General features: G+C 73.6%; 12 protein-coding genes. 5 read left to right on the plus strand and 7 right to left on the minus strand.

What is annotated here, in order from left to right:
* Positions 1 to 13: 13 nt before the first annotated feature.
* On the minus strand, positions 14 to 2,038 hold the full coding sequence (locus ABNF97_RS01150) for a beta-galactosidase (protein WP_349337341.1): 2,025 nt from the start codon (positions 2,036 to 2,038) through the stop codon (positions 14 to 16).
* Positions 2,039 to 2,207: 169 nt separating this feature from the next.
* Between ABNF97_RS01150 and ABNF97_RS01155 the strand changes: the two genes are divergently transcribed.
* The 3 genes from ABNF97_RS01155 to ABNF97_RS01165 are packed head-to-tail and all read left to right on the plus strand — an operon-like array spanning position 2,208 to position 5,342.
* Positions 2,208 to 3,485, plus strand: a complete 1,278-nt coding sequence (locus ABNF97_RS01155; protein WP_349337342.1) for an ABC transporter substrate-binding protein — start codon at positions 2,208 to 2,210, stop codon at positions 3,483 to 3,485.
* 7 nt (positions 3,486 to 3,492) lie between these two features.
* The gene (locus ABNF97_RS01160; protein ID WP_349337343.1) at positions 3,493 to 4,473 is read left to right on the plus strand and encodes a carbohydrate ABC transporter permease; all 981 of its coding nucleotides are present in this window, start codon (positions 3,493 to 3,495) and stop codon (positions 4,471 to 4,473) included.
* On the plus strand, positions 4,470 to 5,342 hold the full coding sequence (locus tag ABNF97_RS01165) for a carbohydrate ABC transporter permease (RefSeq protein WP_349337344.1): 873 nt from the start codon (positions 4,470 to 4,472) through the stop codon (positions 5,340 to 5,342). Before ABNF97_RS01160 ends, ABNF97_RS01165 begins: the two co-directional genes overlap by 4 nt.
* 50 nt (positions 5,343 to 5,392) lie before the next feature.
* On the opposite strand, the gene ABNF97_RS01170 is transcribed toward ABNF97_RS01165, so the two are convergent.
* The 3 genes from ABNF97_RS01170 to ABNF97_RS01180 all read right to left on the minus strand — a co-directional run bounded on the left by ABNF97_RS01170 (position 5,393) and on the right by ABNF97_RS01180 (position 9,187).
* Positions 5,393 to 7,531 (minus strand): DUF2264 domain-containing protein, encoded by a 2,139-nt coding sequence (locus tag ABNF97_RS01170; RefSeq protein ID WP_349337345.1) that lies wholly within the window; start codon positions 7,529 to 7,531, stop codon positions 5,393 to 5,395.
* Positions 7,532 to 7,744: 213 nt separating this feature from the next.
* Entirely contained in the window at positions 7,745 to 8,125 is a 381-nt protein-coding gene (locus ABNF97_RS01175; protein ID WP_349337346.1) for a VOC family protein, read from the minus strand.
* Positions 8,126 to 8,188: 63 nt separating this feature from the next.
* On the minus strand, positions 8,189 to 9,187 hold the full coding sequence (locus tag ABNF97_RS01180) for a sigma-70 family RNA polymerase sigma factor (protein WP_349337347.1): 999 nt from the start codon (positions 9,185 to 9,187) through the stop codon (positions 8,189 to 8,191).
* Positions 9,188 to 9,316: 129 nt separating this feature from the next.
* On the opposite strand from ABNF97_RS01180, the gene ABNF97_RS01185 reads away from it, so the two are divergent.
* Complete coding sequence (locus ABNF97_RS01185; RefSeq protein WP_130462679.1) at positions 9,317 to 9,955, plus strand: maleylpyruvate isomerase family mycothiol-dependent enzyme; 639 nt, start codon at positions 9,317 to 9,319, stop codon at positions 9,953 to 9,955.
* Between the two features lie 138 nt (positions 9,956 to 10,093).
* Entirely contained in the window at positions 10,094 to 10,786 is a 693-nt protein-coding gene (locus ABNF97_RS01190; protein ID WP_130462680.1) for an RraA family protein, read from the plus strand.
* Between the two features lie 20 nt (positions 10,787 to 10,806).
* Here the strand turns inward: ABNF97_RS01190 and ABNF97_RS01195 are convergent, their stop codons facing one another.
* The 3 genes from ABNF97_RS01195 to ABNF97_RS01205 all read right to left on the minus strand — a co-directional run bounded on the left by ABNF97_RS01195 (position 10,807) and on the right by ABNF97_RS01205 (position 16,092).
* Positions 10,807 to 13,959 (minus strand): AfsR/SARP family transcriptional regulator, encoded by a 3,153-nt coding sequence (locus tag ABNF97_RS01195; protein ID WP_349337348.1) that lies wholly within the window; start codon positions 13,957 to 13,959, stop codon positions 10,807 to 10,809.
* Between the two features lie 85 nt (positions 13,960 to 14,044).
* Positions 14,045 to 14,713 carry a response regulator gene (locus ABNF97_RS01200; RefSeq protein WP_130462682.1) on the minus strand — a complete coding sequence of 223 codons (669 nt, stop codon included), beginning with the start codon at positions 14,711 to 14,713 and terminating at the stop codon, positions 14,045 to 14,047.
* Positions 14,710 to 16,092, minus strand: coding sequence for a sensor histidine kinase (locus ABNF97_RS01205; RefSeq protein WP_349337349.1), 1,383 nt, complete (start codon positions 16,090 to 16,092; stop codon positions 14,710 to 14,712). Before ABNF97_RS01205 ends, ABNF97_RS01200 begins: the two co-directional genes overlap by 4 nt.
* Positions 16,093 to 16,142: the final 50 nt, after the last annotated feature.

Raw genomic sequence — 16,142 nt, forward strand, 5'->3', positions numbered from 1 at the left:
TACCGGAGTCCGGTCAGTCGGTGCGGAGCACGGCGAAGCCGCCCGGTGGGAGCCGGACGCCGTCCGGCACCGGGTCGGCGCCGCCGAGCACCCGGCCGTCGACGGTCACCTCGACCGGGGCGTCGGTGTCGTTGGCCAGGAAGGTGTAACGGCGCCCGTCGGGGTGTCGGCGCTGGACCGCCTCCACCCCGGGTGGCGGCGCGGCCAGCACCGGCAGCACGCCGCCCCCGGTGCACAGCCGGGTGAGCAGCCGCCCGAGGTCGGCGTCGGCGAGGTGGGTACCGAGGTAGTAGGCGGTGCCCCGGCCGTGCCGCCGCCGGGTCAGCGCCGGCCCGCCGGCCAGCGGCCCGCCCGCGTACGTCAGCAGCACCTCCGCCGCCTCCGCGGGTCCGTCCGGGGCGGCGCCCCGCCGGTCGATCGTGGCCAGTTCCGTCCAGACCCGACCGGAGGTGCCGTCGTCGAGCGGCACGCGCTGGCCGGCGTCGAGTGGGAAGAACTCCTCGACCCGCACGCCGAGCAGTTCGGCCCAGGCGCCGTACCCGCCGAGCCGGATCCGGTCGACCTCCTCGACCACCCCGGCGTACGGGCCGACCAGCGCGGTGCCGCCGTCGGTGACGTACCGGACCAGGTTCTCCGCGTCGGCGTCGCTGACCAGGTACAGCGCCGGGACCAGCACCAGCCGGTAGCGGCCGAGATCGTCGCCGGGTCGGGCGAAGTCGCAGGTGACGGTGGCGGTACGCAGCACCCGGTGCCACTGCTCGATCAGCGCCACCGGCTCGGCGTCCACGCTGGGCTGGCTGGGGTGCCGCTGCGCCCAGATGCTGGACCAGTCGAGCAGGATGGCGACGTCGGCGACCACCTCACTGCCGGCGACCTCGGCCAGAGCGTCCAGTTCGGCGCCGAGCGCGACCACCTCACGCCACACCTTGGTGTCGGTGCCGGCGTGCGGCACCATGCCGGAGTGCCACTTCTCGGCCCCGGAGCGGGAGGCTCGCCACTGGAAGTAGAGCACCGAGTCGGCACCCCGGGCGATGTGTGCCAGCGAGTCCCGGCGCAGCCGTCCGGGCGGCTTGGCGAGGTTGCGCGGCTGCCAGTTGACGGCGCTGGTGGCGTGCTCCATCAACGCCCACGGCCGTCCGCCGGCCAGTGACCGGGCCAGGTCGGCGATGAACGCGAGGTCGGCGTACGGGTCGGCGCGGTCGGCGCTCAGGTAGTGGTCCATGGCGACCAGGTCGACCTCGCCGGCCCAGGCCCAGAAATCCACACTCCAGCGGTCGACCAGGAAGTTCGTCGTCACCGGCACACCCGGGCTGAGCCGGCGCAGCACGTCGCGTTCGGCGCGGTAGCAGGCCAGCAGTTCGGTGGAGGAGAAGCGGTGGAAGTCGAGCTGCTGGGTGGGGTTGGTGAAGCTCGGGGTCTGCCGGGGCGGCAGGATCTGTGCCCAGTCGGTGTAGCGCTGCGACCAGAACGCCGTGCCCCAGGCGGTGTTCAGCGCGTCCAGCGTGGCGTAACGGTCGCGCAGCCAGTTCCGGAACGCCTCGGCCGAGGTGTCGCACCAGCAGCGGGCGACGTGGCAGCCGTACTCGTTGTTGACGTGCCACATGGCCAGTGCCGGGTGGCCGGCGTAGCGGGCGGCGAGCCGCTCCACCAGGGCCACCGCCGCCGACCGGTACGCCGGTGAGCTGGGGCAGAACGCCTGCCGGCTGCCGTACCAGAGCCGGCTGCCGTCCGGGCCGACCGGTAGCGACTCCGGGTGGGCGTGGCTGAACCACGGCGGTGGGGCGGCGGTGGCGGTGGCCAGGTCGGCGGCGATGCCGTGCCGGGCGAGGAGGTCGAGCAGCCGATCGAGCCAGTCGAAGTCGTAGTGGCCGGGCGCGGTCTCCAGCATCGCCCAGGCGAAGACGCCGACGGTGACGAGGTCGACCCGGGCCTGTTTCATCAGCCGGACGTCGGAGGCCCAGACCTGTTCTGGCCACTGCTCGGCGTTGTAGTCGCCACCGAAGGCGAGGCCGGGCACGGCCGGGAGATCAAGGGCCATGTCCAGATCGTCGGACCTGGACGAGGCAGGCGTCAACCACTCAAACAGGCTTATTCTTTGTCCTTGACGAAGTATTCGCCGAACCCTAGGCTACGGCTCACCCCAGCGACGCCATCCACCAACTCCGATGCACACGGCCACGGTCAGCGCGTGAGAAGGAAGGCGCACCATGAGCGGTTCCACTCCCGGCCTGTCCCGCCGGCGCCTTCTCGGCGGTTCGCTGCTGGTCGTCGGCGGCGCCGTACTGCCCGGCTGCCAGTCCGACCCGATCGGCGGCGGCTCCGGGTCGGCCAAGGTGACCCTCAACCACTGGTACCACGAGTACGGCGAGCAGGGCACCCGGGAGGCCGCGCTGCGCTACGCCGCCGACTACACCAAGCAGAACCCGGACGTCGCGGTCAAGGTGACCTGGGTGCCGGGCGACTACAAGACCAAGTGGCAGTCGTCGGTGCTCACCCCGGAGGGCCCCGACGTGTACGAGATCAACGAGGTCACTCCGGACATGGTGGCGCAGCGGCAGGTCACCGCCCTCGACGACATCCTCGGCTCGGTCAGGGCGGAACTCAACCCGCACGCGCTCAGCCCGCTGACCCACGGCGGCACGGCGTACGGCGTACCGATGATCATCGACGTGATGCTGCTCTACTACCGGAAGAGCCTGCTCGCCGACGCCGGCGTCGCGGTACCGACCACCCTCACCGAGCTGGTCGGCGCGGCCAGGGCGCTCACCAGGGGCAAGACCAAGGGCATCTTCGTCGGCAACGACGGACTCGCCGGGATGCGCGGGGTGCTGCCCTTCTCGGTCGGCCAGGCCGTGCTCACCGACCGGAAGGTCAGCTACGCCACCCCGGAGATCGCCGACGCCTTCGCCGTCGCCCGCCGGATGTTCACCGAGAAGTCGATGCTGCTCGGCTACGCCACCGAGTGGTACGACCCGAACGCCCTGATCACCGGGGCCACCGCGATCGCCTGGGGCGGGCTCTGGGCGCTGCCGCGGATCAGCAGGGAACTCGGCGACGACTTCGACCTCGTCCCGTGGCCCGCGCACGGACCCACCGGCAAGCCGGTGGTGATTCTCGGCGGCTGGTCCCAGGTGGTCAACGGCAAGAGCAAGCACGTCGACGAGGCGAAGAAGTACGTGCGGTGGCTCTGGCTCCAGAACAACGAGGTGCAGCAGGACTGGGCGCTGAGCTACGGCTTCCACGTGCCGCCCCGGGCCGGGTTGGCCGCGCAGGCCGAGCCGTTGCAGACCGGGGCGGCGAAGAAGGCGGTCGACCTGCTCAACCAGCACGGCACCCGGACCACCGCGCTGTGGGCGCCGACGGTCAGCAAGCCGTACGACGACGCGGCCTCCGACATCATCCGCAAGAACGCCGACCCGCTGGCGACGCTCACCGCCGCGGCGGGCCGGTCCCAGGAGGCGCTCGACAAGCTGCCCACGGTCTGAGGCCGGCGTGTCCGTGCGTACCGGTGCGCGGCAGGCCGACGCCGGGACCGTCCGGCCGGCGCCCGGGTCGGCCCGACGCCGTCGGGTGGACTGGTCGGCCTGGCGGGCCTTCGCCCTGCTGACCGCGCCGCTGCTGGTCGGGCTGCTGGTCTTCAAGTACGTCGCGATGGGCTGGGGCCTGCTGCTCAGCTTCAGCGACGCCCGGGGCACCATCGCGCTCGGCGACTGGGCGGGGCTGGCGAACTACCGTACCCTCTTCGGCGATCCGCGGTTCCGCGAATCGCTGTCGATGATCGTGGTCTTCACCCTGGTGATCGTGCCGCTGACCTTCGCGATCGCGCTCGGGCTGGCCGTACTGGTCAACCGGCTGCGCCGGGGGCGGGCGCTGTTCCGGACCACCTTCTTCCTGCCGGCCGCCGTCTCCTACGTGGTCGCCTCGCTGATCTGGAAGATGAGCCTGTTCAGCGGGGTACCGTCCAGCGCCGCCAACTCGCTCGCCGCGCTCTTCGGCCAGGAACCGACCGCGTGGATCGCCACGGTGGACCCGCCGCTGTACTGGGTGGTGCTGGTCACCGTCCGGCTCTGGTTGCAGGTCGGCCTCTACATGATCCTGTTCCTGGCCGGGATGCAGGAGATCCCCGCCGAGCTGTACGAGGCGGCCCGGGTCGACGGCGCGGCGGGCCAGTGGCGGCTGTTCCGGCACATCACCTTCCCGCTGCTGCGCAACACCTCGGTCGCGGTGACGCTGCTGCTGGTGATCGCGGCGTTCCAGGCGTTCGACGAGTTCTACAACCTGCTCAGCACCGGCCTGGCCGGCGCACCCGGTCCGGACGGCCGGCCACCACTGGTCTACCTCTACGACGTGTCGCTGGTGCAGCAGGACTACGGCCTGGGCTCGGCCGGCGCGTTCGTGGTTACCCTGCTGATCGTGCTGGTGACGCTGGTCCAGGGCCGGCTGGTCGGATTCGGTCGGAGGGACGGGGATTGAGCGACGAACGCCTTCCGCGACGCCGGACCGCCCGGTCGGCCCGCGGGACCGGACGGGCCCGGATCGGTAGCTACCTGGCGGCCGTCGTCATCGCGGTGCCGTTCCTGCTCCCGTTCTACCTGCTGCTGCGCAACTCGTTGATGACGCAGGCCGAACTCGGCGCCCTGGAGTGGCGCTGGTGGCCGGAACGAATCGACCTGACCGGCTTCGCCGACGCGTTCGACAACGGCACCGCGCCACTGGGCCGGGCACTGCTCAACTCGGCGTTGGTCGCGGTCGTCTCGGCCCCGGTCTCCACGCTGTTCGCCTCGATGGCCGGGTACGCGGTCGCCCGGATCCGGGTCGCCGCGGCGCGACCGGTCTTCCTGCTGGTCGTCGCGACCATGATGGTGCCCGGCGCGGCCACCTTCGTGCCGACCTTCGTGGTGGTCGGTTCGCTGGGCGGGGTGAACACCCTGTGGGGACTGATCGTGCCCGGGCTGTTCAACGCGCTCGCGGTACTCCTCTTCCGCGGCTTCTACCTGCGTTTCCCGCAGGAGATCGAGGACGCCGGCCGGATCGACGGCCTCGGTCACCTCGGGGTCTACCTGCGGCTCGCGCTACCCAACTCGGCGGGCCTGCTCGCCGCGCTCGGCGTACTCTCCTTCATCGAGCACTGGAACTCGTTCCTCTGGCCGCTGGTGATCGGTCAGGACCCGGCGCTCTGGACCGTGCAGGTGGCGATGTCCACCAACCTGACCGCACAGGCGATCAACCTGCCGGCGCTCTTCGCCAGCGCGGTCGTCTCGGTCGTGCCACTGGCCCTGGTCTTCCTGGTCGCCCAGCGCTGGATCGTGCGCGGGATCCTGGCGACCGGGATCAAGGGCTGAGCCGCACCCCGTCGGCCGGCGCGTCGGCCGGCCCGTCGGGCGCGGGCCCGCTACCGCGGTCCGTCCGTGGCCGGTCCGTCCGGTGTCGGTCCGTCCGTGGCCGGTTCGTCCGGCGCCGGTCCGTCCAGGGGCAGTGCCGCCAGGGTCAGTTCGTCGCGTTCCCCGTCCGGCCAGCGCAGCCGCACCACGCCGGAGGAGCCGACCGTGACCTCGGGCAGTCCGGGCGGGGTCGCCCCGGTCAGCAGCACCGCCGCCGCGTACACCTCGGCGGGGCGTACCGGGCCGGCGCTGCGCACCATCGGCACCGCGGAGTGCCCGCCGAAGGCGTTCGAACCGGCCCGTTCGACGACCCGGGCGACGGCCAGCCCGCGCAGCCCGCGTACCGTCGAGATCAGACCGTCCGGCCGGCGGGCGGTGGCGAGGCCCTCCCGCACCAGCACCTCCGGCGGCGTCGACCCGGCCAGCGCGTAACCGCCGATCCGCAGCGTCCACGGGCCCCCGCCCTCCGGCAGCGCCCCGACCCGGGCCAGCCGGATCTCGACCGCTCCGCGCAGCACCGACGCGGTGTACAACCACGGGCCGGTCCGGAACGCCGGCTGGCGCGGCGGCCAGACCCGAGCCGGGGCCGGCCCGACCGGCCAGTGCGTCCGGTACGCCGAACTGCCGGTTCGGCCGCGTACCCCGAATGGCCGCAGCGGGCGGCGGTGCGCCGGCTCACCGGCCGGGTCGAGCAGCGTGACGCAGTTGTCCAGCACCGAGCCGTCGTACTCCGGCCCGGCGTGCGTGGCGTACGCGTACCGCGAGTAGCCCGGCTCCTCGGTGCCGAGCGTCTCGTCGGCGGCATGGTCGGTGCCGTGGTTCACCACCCGCACCACCCGGTCGGCGGTGGTGCCGGAGACCAGCCAGCCGGGCGCCGGCAGGGCGAACGCCACGTCGCGTTCCTCGACCACCAGCGCCCGTTCCCGCTCCGTCCACACCGGATGATCGGCCGGCAGCACCAGTCCGGCGAAGCCCTTGCTCGACCAGTACGGCGAGCCGGGCCCGGTGTACGGCTGCCGGATCGCCGGGAACGCGCCGTACCAGCCGATCGGCTGGAGCCCGTCCGACCGTCCCGGACCGCTGTCGGGGCGCTCCGCGGACCGTCCCGGATCGCTGTCGGGGCGCTCCGCGGACCGTCCCGGATCGCTGTCGGGCCGCTTTGCGGTTCCGGTCCGGCTCCGGCCGTCGGACGCGGGGTCGGGCTGGAAGTGTCGCAACACGCCGCTGGCGAGCCGGCGGGTGCGGCCGGGCGGCAGCGGTGTGGCGTCGAAGACCGCGCCGGCCCAGACCGGGGCGAGGGCCGCGTACCGGTAGGTCAACGACCGCCCCTGGTGCAGGGGCGCGCCGTCCGGGGCGTAGAGGTGCTGCGCGCCGGTCAGGTAGGCGTGCAGCCGCTCCCGGTACCGGGCCCACAGCTCGGGCCCGGCGTACTCGCCGGAGATCCGGCAGTACCACAGGGGGTAGAAGTTCATCGCCCAGCCGGCGTACCAGTCGAAGTTGCGGCCGGTGCCGGCCCCCTCCAACCCGTCGGTGTACCAGCCGTCACCGCGGTACCACCGCTCCATCCCGGCGATGTTCCGGTCGATCTCCTCGGCCGACCACGGTCCGCCGACCGACCGGAGGAACGCCTCGACCACGTTCTGGAACCACCACCAGTTGCAGGCCGGATACGGCTGGCCGATCACCTCGGCGAGCCAGCCCACCAACCGGTCGCGGACAGGGTCGTCGAGGGCGTCCCAGATGACGTGCCGGGACTCGTGCAGGGCCAGCGCGATCGACGCCGCCTCCACCTTCGCCTGGTCCACCTCGGTCACCCGGGGCCACCGCTCCGGCGAGTCCGGATCGACTCCGGCGGCGAGACCCTCGGCGTACCACTGGGCCAGCCCGCCGTCGTCGCCGTGCGCGAGCCGGAAGCCGGCGGCCAGGAACGTCCGGGCGAACCCCTCCAGCCCGTCACTGCGCCGCCCCGAGCTGCTCGCCGGTCCCGGCAACTCGATCAGCGCGTGCCCAGGGGAGGCGTACGGCCGCACGGCCGCGAGCATCCGGTCGACCGTCCACTCCCAGTGCGCCCGGCTCCACCCGGTGTACGGCGACAGCCGGCGGTTCTCGGCCGGGGGCGGCGGCCCGGTGCGGGATCGGGCGGCGCTCATCGGGCGGGCTCGGCCGGCGCGCCCCGGAGACGACCATCCCGGAGAGGGGCATCCCGGAGACCGTGGTGAAGTCCCGGGACGAGGCGGGTGGGAAGGACGGGGACCATCCTCAGGAGACTATCGGCCGGCCGCGATCCGGCCGGCCGGGCGGCTCAGCCGGCACGCCGCCCGTTCGACCGTCGCCTGCCGCGCCGCGACCTCGGAAAGGGTGGTTCAGCCGGCCCGTTCGCCCTCGCCCAACTGGTGGGTCAGGTTGACCAGGTTGCCGTCCGGGTCACGCAGGTGGACCACCCGCTGGCCCCACGGCATGTCGTTCGGCGGGCCCAGCACCTGACCGCCGAGCGTCGCCACCTGGTCGAGCAGAGCGTCGACGTTCGGCACGGCCACGCTGAGCACGATCCGCGGCGGGGCCGACAGATCGGCCTCCGCCTCGTTGACCAGTCCGAGCTCGGAGTCGCCCAGCCGCAGGCCGACGAAGAAGGCCGGGCCGTCCTCCGGGAACCGGTGTACCTCGACCCCACCGAGCAACCGCTGGTAGAACGCCAGCAGGCGGGGCAGGTCGGGGGTGATGATGATCGGTTGCACTGTTGTCACGTCGAGCTCCTCTGGTTTCCTGGTACCACTGTCGTACAGAGGTACGGGCCGGAGGGCCGGAACTCATCGGTTGGCGGGCCGGATTCCGTCCGGCTGCCCGAAGAGGCTGACCAGCCGATCGGCGTCGAGAAACGTGGTGACCCCGGCCACCAGCCCGTCGACCACGTCGAGCAGGATCAGCCCGAACGGCAGGTACCCGCCGCCGGGGCCCGGCCGCAGCTGCCAGAACGCCGGCGAGCCGTTCGCCGCGACCGGGACGAGGCGGGCACCCGCGCACGACGCCTCCGGGTCCAGCAGTGCCAACCGGATCCGGTCCCGGCCCCGCAACCAGAACCGGAACGGCGGCATCGACATCGTCGCGTCCTCGTGCAGCAGCGCCACCAGCGCCTCGACGTCGTGGCGCTCGAACGCGTCGCAGTAGCGGGCGAGCAGGTCCCGCTGGGTCCGGTCGGCCGGCCGGAACGGTTCGCCCGGGACCCGGACGACCGTCCGCACCGTCGCCCGGGCCCGCTGCAACGCGCTGGTCACCGACGCGACCGTGCTCTCCAGCAACTGGGCGACCTCCTCGGCTCGCCAGCACAGCACGTCGCGCAGGATCAGCACCGCCCGCTGCCGGGGCGGCAGGTGCTGCAACGCGGCGACGAAGGCGAGCCGGATCGTCTCCCGGCGTACCGCCAGCTCCGCCGGATCGCCCTGCGTCGACAACACGGCACCGTCCGGGACCGGCTGGACGAAGCTCCGTTCCGGTTCCGGCGCGCCGATCCCCGGCCCCTCGGCCGCCGGGCCGAGGTCCATGGCCAGTGCCCGGCGCTGCGGGCTGCGGAGCATGTCGAGGCAGACGTTCGTCGCGATGCGGTAGAGCCAGGTGCGCAGCGAGCCGCGCCGCTCGTCGTACCGGTCGAACGACCGCCAGGCTCGGACCAGCGTCTCCTGGACCGCGTCCTCGGCCTCGAATCCGGAGCCGAGCATCCGGTAGCAGTAACCGGTCAGCTCTGTCCGGAACGTCTCCAACCGGTCCGCCTGAGCGGGCGGCTGGGGGGTCTCCACGGTCGTCTCCACCACCCGTCCGACCATACCCAGCCGGCTGGGCCACGAGCACCCGGACGGTCGGGACCGATGAGTTACCGGTGCCCGCGCCGTATCCCTGGCAGGGCCCGCCGTAGGTCGGTGCGGCCGGAGAGGTGAAAATCGATGAACAAGGATCAGGTGTGGGCCGAGGTGCGGGCGGAGCGGCGGGAAATGCTGCAGGTGCTCGCCGGGCTCCGCCCCGAGCAGTGGGACTCGGCGACGCTCTGCGCCGGCTGGCGGGTGCGCGAGGTCGTCGCACACACCACGCTGCCGTTCCGGACGTCGTTCGGGCGTACGATGGTGGATCTGCTCGGGGCCCGGGGAAACGTCGACCGGATGGCCGACCGGTGCGCCCGGCGTGACGCCGCCGAACTTCCCGCCGAGCGCCTGCTCGGCGCGTTGCGGGACAACATCGCGCACCGCTGGACACCACCGGGCGGTGGCGCGCACGGCGCACTGTCGCACGATGTGATACACGGCCTCGACATCACCGTGGGACTCGGGCTGGACCGTCGGGTGCCGCCGGAACGGGTCGGCGTCGTACTGTCCGGGATGCGCCCGAGGAACGTCGCCTACTTCGGGGTGGACCTCTCCGGGGTCGCCCTGCACGCCACCGATCTCGACTGGAGCTACGGCACCGGTACTCCGCTCCGGGGACTCGCCCAGGATCTGCTACTCGTGATCTGCGGGCGGCGGCTGCCGCCGGGGCGGCTCGACGGCGTGCCGGCGGCCCGGTTCTCCGGGCACCCCGCGCCGCGCTGACCGCCGATCGGCCGCCGCGCCGGCCGGGCCACGAACGGCGAATTGGCCCGGCCGGTCGCCCGACGACCGTCGGTAGCATCGGGCCGCCCATCGGCGTGCGGAACCGCCGCCGACACCACCCCGACCAGGGAGGAACCCGTGCGCGACGCCTTCGCCGAGCTGTCCACCCCGCTGGTGGCCGACGCCTGCGTCCGCCTCGGTGTGCCGTTGCGGGCCGCCCCGCCCGGCATCGCCGCGGTCGTACCCGGGCACCGGCTCGCCGGACGCGTCCTGCCGGCCCGGCACTACGGCAGCGTGGACGTGTTCCTGGAGGCGCTGGGCACCGCCGACCGGGGCGACGTGCTGGTCGTCGACAACGGCGGGCGGGTGGACGAGGCGTGCGTCGGGGACCTGGTGGTGCTGGAGGCCCGGGCGGCCGGGCTGGCCGGTCTGGTGATCTGGGGACTGCACCGCGACACACCGGAGCTGGTGGAGATCGGGCTGCCCGTCTTCAGCTACGGCAGTTTTCCACCCGGCCCGGTACGGCTGGACGAACCCGAGCCGGCGGCGCTGCTCAGCGCCCGGTTCGGTGCGCACTCCGTCGGGGCGGCGGACGTCGTCCTCGCCGACGACGACGGGGTGCTGTTCGTCCCCGCCGACCGGGCCGAGGAGGTGCTGGGGACCGCGCACCAGATCCGCCGGACCGAACGCGACCAGGCCGACCGGATCCGGGCCGGGCAGTCCCTGCGCGAGCAGACCCGTTTCGCCGACTATCTCGTGCGGCGGGCCGCCGATCCGGCGTACAGCTTCCGCCGACACCTGCGCCGGATCGGCGGCGCCATCGAGGAGTAGGCCCTCGGCGGATCAGGTCGTCACGGGTGGTCGGGTCGGACCGGCGGGTCCGCGGAGCCGGCCGCCTCGGGCACCCCGAGCGCCCGGTAGAGAGCGGCGGAGGAACTCCGGTGCGTCTCGGCCCGCTCACCGTCACCGACCGCCTGGTAGGCCCGAGCCAGCCCGGCGTGCGCCCGGGCCTGCTCGAACGCGTCCCCGATCTCGGTGGCCAGGCCGAGCGCGGTGCGGTGCTGCGCGCGGGCCGGGCCGGGCCGACCCAGCAGGTGCAGCACCTCACCGAGGCTGTTTGTCGACGATGCTTCGCCGGCCCGCTCGCCGACCCGGCGCAGCAACGTCAGGGCCTGCTCCACCAGGTCCAGCGCCGCCCGGTGGTCGCCCTGCCGCAGCCGGACCCGGCCGAGACCGTCCAGCGCGAGCGCCTTGCCGGCCTGGTCGCCGACGGCCTCGAACAGGGCGAGCGCCCGTCGGTGCCGACCGGCGGCGGTGAGCAGCCGTCCGGCGCGCAGGTGCAGGTCACCGAGGCTGGTCAGCGCGTACGCCTCGCCGGTCGCGTCCGCGATCCGCCGGCAGAGCACGGCGGCGGTCCGCAGGCGTACCCCGGCCTCGCGGTAGTTGCCCTGCCGCAGCAGTACGTGCCCGAGGTTGCCACCGGCCCGCGCCTCACCCGCCGGGTCACCGGCCCGCCGGCAGAGCGGCAGCGCCGCCCGCAGCGCCTCGGCGGCCTCGTCGTACCGGCCCTGGCGCTGCTGCACGTGGCCGAGGTTGCCCAGCGCCCGTGCCTCACCGGCGCTGTCGCCGGCTTCCCTGCTCAGCACCACCGCCTCGCGTAGCCGGGCGATCGACGGGGCGTACCGGCCCTGCTGGGCGTACATCACGGCGAGCCCGGTCAGCAGGTGTGCCTCGGTGACCCGGTCGCCGGAGTGGCGGACCGTGGCCAGGGCGTGCGTGTGCATCCGTTCGGCCTCGGCGACGTAGCCGCCGCTCTCCAGATAGCGCAGCAGGGTCAGGGTCAGCCGTACCGCGTGTGCCGAGCGGCCGCGTTCGGCGGCCCGGACCGCCGTGGCCACCAACGTCGGGCGTTCGGCGTCCAACCACTCCCGGGCCGCCTGCGGGTCCGGCATTGGCGGCGGCGGGACCGGCGGCAGGTCGACCGGTGCGCGGCGGTGCCGCTCCGCCGGGTAGAGCGTGTCGATCGCCGCCGTCGCGGCCGCCAGTTCGTAGTCGAAGAGCCGGTCGACGGCGGCGTCGGCGGCCGAGGCCGGCTCGTCGGCCGCGCAGCGTTCGGCCGCGTAGGCCCGGAGCAGGTCGTGGAAGGTGTACCGGTGGCTGCCGGCCGGTTGCACGAGGTTCACCCGGGCGAGCGTGTCGAGCAGGTGTCGGGCCGGCTCCGGTCCGGTGCCGAAGAGCGCCGCCGCGGCGTACCGGTCGACGTCCGGGCCGGGATGCGCCCCCAGCATCCGGAAGGCGCGCGCGGCGGCGGCCGGCAGTTGCTGGTACGACCAGGACAGCACGGCCCGTACGCCGGTGCGCGGGTCACCGCCGGCGTCGAGTAGCCGGAGCCGGTGCTGCTGGTCGGCCAGCTCGGCGACGAGTACCGCCAGCGGTGCGGTCTGCCGGGTGAGCACGAGTTCGGCGGCGACCCGCAGAGCCAGCGGCAGGTGGGCGCAGTGCCGGGCGAGCGCGGCGGCGGCGGTCGGCTCGCGGGCGACCCGGTCGCCGAGGGTGCGCCAGAGCAGTTCGACCGAGTCCGCGCTGGAGAGCAGCCCGAGTTCGATCCGTTCGGCACCGTCCCGGGCGACCAGCCCGGCGAGGGTGTCCCGGCTGGTGACCAGCGTGGCGCAGGAGCCGCCGCCGGGCAGCAGCGGGCGGGCCTGCGCCACCGACGCCGCGTTGTCGAGCACGATCAGCATCCGCCGGCCGTCCAGTGCGCTGCGGTACCGGGCCGCGCACTCGTCGAGTTCGAACGGCACCTCGGTGCCGGGCACCCCCAGCGCGCGGAGGAAGCCGGCCAGCGCCTCCTGCGGCGGCATCGGCCGGTCGACGTCGTAGCCGCGCAGGTTGACGTAGAGCTGCCCGTCCGGGAACAGGTGCCGGGCGTGGTGCCCCCAGCGCAGTGCGAGCGCGGTCTTGCCGACGCCGGCGGTACCGGCGAGCACGACGACCGGGACCGGTCCCGGGTCCGCCCGGCCGTCCCGCCCGGACCGCGTCAGCAGCCTGTCCAGCCTGTCGAGTTCGGCGGTCCGGCCGCTGAATCGAGCGACGTCGGCGGGCAGTTGCGCGGGTACGGCCGGTCCGGTGTCGCGGCCGGAGCCCGCGCCGGCAGCCGCGGCCGGTGTCGCGGTGCGGGGCACGGCGGCCCGCAGCGCGTTCCGGTAGGCGGTGGCGAGTTCGGCCCCCGGTTCGACCCCCAGCTCCTCGACGAGGCGCTCGCGCGCCTTCCGGTAGGCCGTGACGGCCCGGTCCCGGCGCCCGAGCGCGTGGTAGGCCCGGATCAGCAGTGCCTGGGTGGTCTCGTCGAGCGGGTTGCCGGCGGCCGCCTCCTCCAGCGCCGGCAGCACCTCGGCGGCCCGGCCGATCGTGATCATGACCTCGCCGTACCGGCGGACCACCTCCCGGCGTTCCTCGGCCAACGCGACGACCCTCGGATGGTTGGCGAGGGAGGGAACGTCGGCCAGTGGCCCGGCGCGCCACAGCGCCAGCGCCCGCTGCCAGAGCCGGACCGAACCGGGCAGGTCGGTGCGGCGGTGCGCCTCGGCCGCCGCACCGGCGAGTTCCCGGAACACGCACAGGTCGAGGTTGCGGGCCGGTACGCCGATGGCGTACCCGTCGCCGACCCGGGGCAGGACGGCACTGGCGGTGTGCGTACGCCGGCCCGGTTCGAGTAGTCGACGGAGGTTCTTGACGTGTGTCTGGATCACGTTGATGGCGGTAGGTGGCGGCCGGCTGTCGTCCCAGAGCGCGTCCATGATCTCGGCCCGGGGCAGCGGCCGGCCGGCGGCCAGCGCCAACAGGCCGAGCACGGCCCGTTGACCGGGGGCGGAGAAGGCGATCTGGTGCTCTCCGCGCCAGGCTCGTACCGAGCCGAGGATCTCCAGCCGTACGGTGTCGGCGCCCCCGTCACCGGAGCTCCGGAAAGCGCTGACGCCGTTTGCGCTATCGCGGGCTACGACCATGCCGCCGCCATGCCTAACAGGGCCGCCCGCATGCCTAACAGGGTGGCGTGCGGGTCAAACCGAGGCAAGAGGGGACGGTCACGTCCTAGCCGCGGCCGGGGCTGACCAGGCCGGTCTCGTAGGCGACGACGACGGCCTGCACGCGGTCGCGGAGCCCGAGTTTGCCGAGGATGCGGGCGACATGGGTCTTGACGGTCGCCTCGGACAGGTGGAGGTGGGCGGCGAGTTCGGCATTGCTCAGCCCCTGGGCCAGCAGCCGCAGCACCTCGAGTTCGCGTGGCGTCAGCGCGGACAGGTCGCGGTGCGGTGCGGCGGGGTCGGCGCTACGCCGGGCGAACCGTTCGACGAGCCGCCGGGTGATGGCCGGGGCCAGCAGCGCGTCGCCGGAGCGCACCATCCGGACGGCGGCGACCAGATGTTCGGGGGTGACGTCCTTGAGCAGGAAGCCGCTGGCGCCGGCGGAGAGCGCCGCGTAGACGTAGTGGTCGAGATCGAAGGTGGTCAGGATGATCACGCGCGGGTCGCCGGTGCCGCCGGTGAGGATCCGCCGGGTGGCTTCCAGACCGTCCATCTCCGGCATCCGGACATCCATCAGGACGACGTCCGGCAGGGTTCGCCGGACCGCGTCGACGGCCTCGGCACCGTTCGTCACCTCGGCGACCACGTCGATGCCGTCGGCGGTGAGGATCATCCGGAAGCCGGTACGGACCAGTGCCTGGTCGTCCGCCACCACCACCCGCAGCGGTGCGGTCATGGCGCCTCCAGGGGGATCCACGCGGCGACCCGGTAGCCGCCGCTGAGACGTCGCCCGGCCTGCAGGGTGCCGCCGTAGACCGCCAGCCGCTCGCGCAGGCCGATCAGGCCGCGCCCGTTGCCGGTACCGGCGGAGGCGCCGGGAGTGCCACCGGTGTCGGTGGCCTCGACCCGTAGCTCGTCGGTGCCGTACTCCAGCAGGACCGTCGCGGTCGCGCCGGTGGCGTGCTTGACAGTGTTGGTCAGCGCCTCCTGCACCACCCGGTAGGCGGTGAGTTCGATTCCCGGCAGCAGCGGACGGGGCTGACCGGTCACGGTCAACTCGACCGGTGTCCCGGTGTCGCGCACCCGTTGCACCAGCGCTTGCAGCCGGTCGAGGCCCGGCTGCGGCGTCAGGCCGTCCGTGGCGGCCGGGTCGCCGCCGTCGCTGTCCGTGGTGAGCAGCCCCATGACGTGACGCAGTTCGGCCATCGCGGCCCGACCGCCGGCCTCGACCGAGAGCAGCGCCTGCTGGGCCTGGTCCGGGCTGGTCGGCAGCACCTTGCGGGCGGCTCCGGCCTGGATGACCATGACGCTCACGTTGTGCGTCACCACGTCGTGCAGTTCGCGGGCGATCCGGGCACGTTCGTGCTCGGCGGCGCGGCGCAGCGCCTCCGCCTGCTCGTGCTCCATCCTGGCCAGCCGGGCACGGTCCTCGTCGGCACGCCGCTGCCACTGGCGCAGCCCGTTGGCGGCGAGGACGATCGGCACCAGGATCAGGAACGGGACGGCGTTGTCCGGGACGGTGGGCACCGCCGGCTCCCGGATCTGGGTGTAGAGGAACGCGGCCAGGGGCAGGCTCGCCAGCGCCGGCAGCCGGTACGGGCTGTACACCGCGGCGGTGTAGGCGGCGATGACGCAGGCGTAGAAGGAGACCCGCAACGCGGCGTTGTAGTCGCTGACCAGCGGGGCCGTGCCGAGGACGAACCAGAGCACCGCGAGCGGATAGCGGCGGCGGAACACCAGCGGCAGTACCACCAGGAGGAGCACCACGACCGTCTGGCCGAGCTCGTAGTCCTCGATCGGCAGGAACGGTTCGAGCCTCGCCGGACCCGGGTCCGGCTCCGGGCCGAACCCTGGGGGCAGGCCCGGAGCGGGCGGTGGAACCGGGGCCGGCGGCGGGACCGGGTCGTACGGACCCCGGAAATCGAACTCGAACTCCGGGGGCCGGTGTTCTCCGTCCCGGCCGTCGCCCTCCACGATTGCGGCGAGCAGCAACCCCAGCGCCAGGATCACGTCGAAGACCCGGCCGCGCCAGGAGAGCGTCGGCAGCGGGCCCGACGGACGCAACAGCAGCCTGAGCCGGGCCCGGAGCCGGTCTGCCAGCGCGCCGTTCACCACCGGGCCATTCTCGCCCACCGCCCCCGGCCGGCGGCATCCACCGCGTTGAC

The organism is Plantactinospora sp. B6F1, from assembly GCF_040120695.1.
In the GTDB taxonomy this organism is placed as follows: Bacteria; Actinomycetota; Actinomycetes; order Mycobacteriales; family Micromonosporaceae; genus Plantactinospora.

Coding starts and splice junctions, on each gene's coding strand:
- ABNF97_RS01150 (WP_349337341.1), bottom strand. CDS start 2,038: ATGGCCCTTGATCTCCCGGCCGTGCCCGGCCTCGCCTTCGGTGGCGAC.
- ABNF97_RS01155 (WP_349337342.1), top strand. CDS start 2,208: ATGAGCGGTTCCACTCCCGGCCTGTCCCGCCGGCGCCTTCTCGGCGGT.
- ABNF97_RS01170 (WP_349337345.1), bottom strand. CDS start 7,531: ATGAGCGCCGCCCGATCCCGCACCGGGCCGCCGCCCCCGGCCGAGAAC.
- ABNF97_RS01185 (WP_130462679.1), top strand. CDS start 9,317: ATGAACAAGGATCAGGTGTGGGCCGAGGTGCGGGCGGAGCGGCGGGAA.
- ABNF97_RS01195 (WP_349337348.1), bottom strand. CDS start 13,959: ATGGTCGTAGCCCGCGATAGCGCAAACGGCGTCAGCGCTTTCCGGAGC.
- ABNF97_RS01200 (WP_130462682.1), bottom strand. CDS start 14,713: ATGACCGCACCGCTGCGGGTGGTGGTGGCGGACGACCAGGCACTGGTC.